The 1,686-nt window shown below is 75.7% G+C and carries 3 protein-coding genes; 1 reads left to right on the top strand and 2 read right to left on the bottom strand.

Going from position 1 to position 1,686, the window contains the following annotated elements:
* A partial coding sequence (locus ACIQOV_RS40470; protein WP_401056011.1) for a TetR/AcrR family transcriptional regulator occupies positions 1 to 701 on the top strand: 701 nt, incomplete at its 5' end.
* Between the two features lie 34 nt (positions 702 to 735).
* On the opposite strand, the gene ACIQOV_RS40465 is transcribed toward ACIQOV_RS40470, so the two are convergent.
* Both ACIQOV_RS40465 and ACIQOV_RS40460 read right to left on the bottom strand, forming a co-directional pair.
* Entirely contained in the window at positions 736 to 1,188 is a 453-nt protein-coding gene (locus ACIQOV_RS40465; RefSeq protein ID WP_401056009.1) for a nuclear transport factor 2 family protein, read from the bottom strand.
* 161 nt (positions 1,189 to 1,349) lie between these two features.
* The coding region (locus tag ACIQOV_RS40460) for an EamA family transporter (RefSeq protein WP_401056007.1) at positions 1,350 to 1,686 on the bottom strand (337 nt) is incomplete at its 5' end.

Raw genomic sequence — 1,686 nt, 5'->3', positions numbered from 1 at the left:
CCCCGGTCTCGCTCTGGGAGCGCCTGGCCCGCCCGGCCCCCGCACCGCGCACCACCCTGACCCCGCAGCGGATCGCCGAGGCCGCCGTCGCCGTCGCCGACGCCGAGGGCCTGGAGGCCGTCACCATGCGCCGACTGGCCGCCGAACTCGGCGTCGCCCCGATGGCCGCTTACCGGTACGTCTCCGGCAAGGACGAGCTCATCGAGCTGATGGTCGACTTCGTCTACGGCCGGCTCCCGCTGGGCACCCCCGCCGAGGGCTGGCGGGACACCATGCGCGCCCTGGCCCTCAACCTGCGGGCCATGCACCTGGCCCACCCGTGGACCGTCCGGACGGCCACCCCGTTCTCCCTCAGCCCCCACCAACTCGCCGTCCCCGAGCACGCGTTCGCCGCCCTGGCCGAACACGGCCTGGACGCCGACACCACCATGGCGGTGTTCCGCACCGTCACCGGCTACGTCCACGGCTCGGTCACCACCGAGGTCACCCTGAACACCCTGCGCCGCGAGCGCGGCTGGTCCGACGGCGACCAGACCCGGGCCGGCCTCGCCCCCCGGATGAGCTGGCTGATGGGCACCGGCCGCTACCCCAACTACCAGCGCTACCTCCACGCGGCCACCCGCAAGGACGACCCCGACTGGCAGTTCGAGACCGGCCTCGACTGCGTCCTCGACGGCATCGCCGCCCACTTCGCCCTCTGACCGGCCCGCGCCGGAGGCCGGCCCGGCCGCCGCCCTACTCCCCGGCCTCCAGCCGCGCGGCGACGGCACCCAGCCGCCCCATCGCATGGGCCACGCCCAGGCCGTCCATGTAGTCCCGGACGTGCACCAGCAGCCCGCCCCGGGACCGCATCACCAGCAGGCCCGGCACGGTGAACGGCTCGCCGGTGCCGGCGTGCGTCCCGACCACCTGCTGCTCGACGGTGAGCACCTCCGGATCGGCCCCCGGGTGGACGGCCACCTCCCGGATCTCCCGCGGCCGCGCCGCGCTCGGACCCCAGATCGCGCGGTACCCGGCCCGGATCTCCTCCCGTCCCCGGTACCGCTCGGGCACCCCGGGGAACAGGAACGGGAACTCGTGCACCCCGTCCTCCGCGTAGAGGTCGGCCAGGGCGTCCGCGTCCAGGTCGAGCATCGCCCGCCGGTAGCGGGCGAGCAGGTCGAGCGGGCCGGTGGCGTTGTCGGGCATGACGGGGATCCCCTCGTACGGCAAGGACGTCGGCGGCCTCGGTCGGGCCCGCCGCCGGCAAGCCCAACAGACGGGACCGCCGACGGCAACCGGGTTCCGCGAACTTGCCTCTGCCGCACGGGAAGTCGGCCCGGCCGACGTCCCACGCAGGGGCGTCGGGCCTACCGCCGGGCGGGGAGCGCCAGGAAGGCCAGGCCGGCGGCGAGGACGGCGAGGCCGCACCAGGAGAGCGCCGGCAGGCGCTCGCCCAGGGCGGCCACGCCGAGCACCGCCGCGACGGCCGGTTCGGCGAGGGTCAGGGTGGTGGCGGTCTGGGCGCTGGTGTGCCGCAGGCCGTGGCCGAACAGCCAGTACGCGAGGAAGGTGGTGACCACCGCGAGGTGCAGCACCACGCCCGCCCCGCGCGCCGAGGCGAGCCACTGCGCCTGGAGCCGGGCGCCGAGGTGTACGTCATCGTCCGGCTGCGGACGCTGTCCGGCACGCCGGTGATGGTCGAGC

The sequence above is a fragment of the Kitasatospora sp. NPDC091257 genome (assembly GCF_044757675.1).
GTDB classification, from domain to species: Bacteria; Actinomycetota; Actinomycetes; order Streptomycetales; family Streptomycetaceae; genus Kitasatospora; species Kitasatospora lactacystinica.
This window is presented reverse-complemented; position numbering and strand designations above follow the sequence as displayed.

What these genes read in the sequence shown, in the direction of transcription:
- ACIQOV_RS40465 (WP_401056009.1), bottom strand. Translation starts at nt 1,188, where the DNA reads ATGCCCGACAACGCCACCGGCCCGCTCGACCTGCTCGCCCGCTACCGG.